Source organism: Microbacterium sp. K35 (assembly GCF_004794375.1).
Lineage (GTDB): Bacteria > Actinomycetota > Actinomycetes > Actinomycetales > Microbacteriaceae > Microbacterium > Microbacterium sufflavum.
Genome location: NZ_SSDM01000052.1, coordinates 1 through 3,155 on the forward strand (window position 1 = coordinate 1; position 3,155 = coordinate 3,155).

3 protein-coding genes are annotated in these 3,155 nt (G+C 71.4%); all 3 read right to left on the reverse strand.

What is annotated here, in order from left to right:
* A partial coding sequence (gene csrA, locus DW299_RS01380; RefSeq protein WP_136035372.1) for a carbon storage regulator CsrA occupies positions 1-237 on the reverse strand: 237 nt, incomplete at its 3' end.
* A gap of 4 nt (positions 238-241) precedes the next feature.
* Complete coding sequence (locus DW299_RS01385) at positions 242-2,305, reverse strand: flagellar biosynthesis protein FlhA (protein ID WP_136029655.1); 2,064 nt, start codon at positions 2,303-2,305, stop codon at positions 242-244.
* Positions 2,302-3,155, reverse strand: an 854-nt coding sequence (locus DW299_RS01390) for an EscU/YscU/HrcU family type III secretion system export apparatus switch protein (RefSeq protein ID WP_136035373.1), incomplete at its 5' end; no start/stop codon positions are given. The genes DW299_RS01385 and DW299_RS01390, both read right to left, overlap by 4 nt.

Sequence of the window (3,155 nt, forward strand, 5' to 3'; positions counted from 1 at the left end):
ATCGCGGCCGCGGGCGAGCGCGGCGGCGATGGCCCCCTCGGCGGTGGCGTCGGTGTCGGCGGCGGCGGAGACGTTCTCGGCGCCGACGGCCTCGATGATCTCGGTGCGCTGGATGCGCGTCTCCCGCGGGGCCTTCACGCCGATCCGCACGCTGTCGCCCTTGATGTCGAGCAGCGTGACCTCGATCTCGCCGTCGATGCGCACGCTCTCACCGATCCGCCTCGTCAACACCAGCATTCGATCAGCCTACTGGTGCGACGGGGGCGGGCCCCAGCGACGCGGTCGAGGCGTCGCGCACCACGCCGATGGTCTCGATCGTCAGCGGCGCCGCGGTGGCCTCGCTGTACGACAGCACCGGCAGGCCGTCGGTCTGCGCCGACACCAGCCGTCGCACGGCCGGCCGCAGCGACGGCGCGCACACCAGCACCGGCTCCGGCCCGTCCGCCTGCGCGGCGACCGCCTGCTTGACCGAGGCGATCACGGCCTCCATGCGCTGCGGCTCGAACACGATCTGGGTGCCGTCGTCGCCCGGCCGCAGGCTCTCCAGCATCGCCTGCTCCAGCAGCGGGTTGATCATGACCACCCGCAGCACGCCGTTCTCCGCGAAGCGCGCGGCGATCGCCGGGCCGAGCGCGGCCCTGGCGGCCTCGATCAGCCCCTCCGGGTCGGTCGAGGTCTTGGCGCGCAGGGCCAGCGCCTCGTAGATGCGGCCGAGGTCGTTGATCGGCACGCGCTCCGCGAGCAGCCCCTGCAGCACGCGCTGGACCTCGGCGAGCGAGAGCTGCGCGGGCGTGAGCTCCTCCACCGCCGACGGCGACACCTGCTTGAGCGCGTCGGTGAGCTGGCGCACGTCCTCCCGCGACAGCAGCCGCGCGGCGTGCGTCTGGATCACGCTCGACAGGTGCGTGACGATCACGCTGGCCCGGTCGATCACGGTCGCCCCGGCGAACTCGGCGCTGTGCCGCATCTCCATCGGGATCCACTTGCCCTCCAGCCCGAACACGGGGTCGAGGGCTGCGGCGCCGGGCAGCGACTCGAGTCCCGAGCCGAGCGCGAGCACCGATCCGCCCGGCGCGGTGCCGCGCCCGGTCTCCACCCCGGCGATGCGGATCACGTACGTGGCCTGCGGCAGCTCGATGCTGTCGCGCGTGCGGACGGGCGGGGTGACCAGGCCGAGGTCGAGCGCAATGCGCCGCCGCAGCGCCTTCACGCGCGCGAGCAGGTCGTCGGGGCCGCCGGTGACCAGGTCGACGATGTCGGGCGAGAGGAGGATCTCGAGCGGGTGCACGCGCATGCGTTCGATCAGCTCCTCCGGCTGCTCCGCAGGCGGCGTCACCGGTGCCTTCGCGGCTTCGGCCGCCTCCCGCTTCCTGGTGGCGGTGATGCGCTGGGCGACCAGGAGCAGCAGCGCCCCGATCGCGACGAACGGCAGCATCGGCATGTGCGGGATGAGCGACATGATGATGGCCGCGCACCCGGCGATCAGCAGCGCGTTGCGGGACTGCCCGAGCTGGGCCGATGCGGCCGTGCCCATCTCGGTCTCGGCGGTCGAACGGGTCACGATCATGCCGGTCGACACGGCCATGAGCAGAGCGGGGATCTGGGTGACCAGGCCGTCGCCGATCGTCAGGAGGCTGTACGTGCTCACGGCCTGGTCGATCGACATGCCGTGCTGCACGAGCCCGATCGCGATGCCGCCGACGATGTTGATGATGATGATGACGAGCCCGGCGATCGCGTCGCCCTTCACGAACTTCGAGGCACCGTCCATGGCGCCGTAGAAGTCGGCCTCCGCGGCCACCTCGGCGCGGCGCTGCCTGGCCTCCGTGTCGGTGATGAGTCCCGCGTTGAGATCGGCGTCGATGGCCATCTGCTTGCCGGGCATCGCGTCGAGCGTGAACCGGGCGCCGACCTCGGCCACGCGCTCGGCACCCTTCGTGACGACGACGAACTGGATGACCACGAGGATGAGGAACACGACCGCGCCGATGATGAGCGAGCCGCCGACCGCGATGGCCCCGAACGCCTCGATGACCTGCCCCGCGTACGCCTCGCCCAGCACGAGCCGGGTGGACGCGACGTTCAGGCCGAGACGGAACAGCGTCGCCACCAGCAGCAGCGAGGGGAACACCGAGAAGTCGAGCGGCTTCTTCACGAACATCGACGTCAGCAGGATCACCAGCGCGAACATGATGTTGAGGATGATGAGCACGTCGAGCAGGAACGGCGGCACCGGGACGACGAGCAGCATGATGATGCCGACCACCCCGATCGGCACCATCAGCGTGGTGAGCATCTTCTTCATGCGGTCCTCCGGTAGGGGAGCGAGTGGATGCCGCGGGCGGCGCCGCGACGCCGCAGGGCGTCGACGAACACGAGCACGCGCGCCACGGCGTTGTACAGGTCTTCGGGGATCTCGTGGCCCAGCTCGCACGCGGCGTGCAGGGATCGCGCGAGGGTGATGTCGCGCACGAGGGGCACCCCGGCCTCGAGCGCCTTCTCGCGGATGCGCTCGGCGATCACCCCGCTGCCCTTCGCGACCACGCGGGGGGCGGAGGTGCCGGCCTCGTAGCTCAGCGCGATCGCGATGTGGGTGGGGTTGACCACCACGACGTCGGAGTTCGCGACCGCCGCGATCATCCGGTTGCGGCTCACGGCGAGCTGGCGCGACCGGCGCTGCTGGCGGATCAGCGGGTCGCCCTCGGAGTTCTTGTTCTCGTCGCGCACTTCCTTCTTGGTCATGCGCGTGTGCTTGCGGTTGCGGCGCATCACCACGAACAGGTCGATCGCGGCGAGGACCAGGCCCACGCCGATCGCGGTCTGCAGGAGGGCGGCGGTGCCCTCGGCCGCGGTGCCCAGCAGACGGGAGATCGAGTGCGCGCCGCTCGCGGTCAGCACCGGCATGAGCCCGGCGATCACGAACCACAGTGCGAGCGCGATCGCTGCCGTCTTGAGCAGCGCCTTCGCGCCCTCCCAGAGCGCCTGCAGGCCGAACACCCGCCGCATGCCCGAGACGAGGTTGAACTGCTCGTAGCGTCCGGTGAGCTTGCGCAGGTGCACGCCGCCCTGCACCACCGCGCCGAGCAGGGTGACGACCGCGACGGCGGCCAGCAGCGCGCCGAGCGTGGGCAGGACCGACGCGAGCCCGCGGCCCA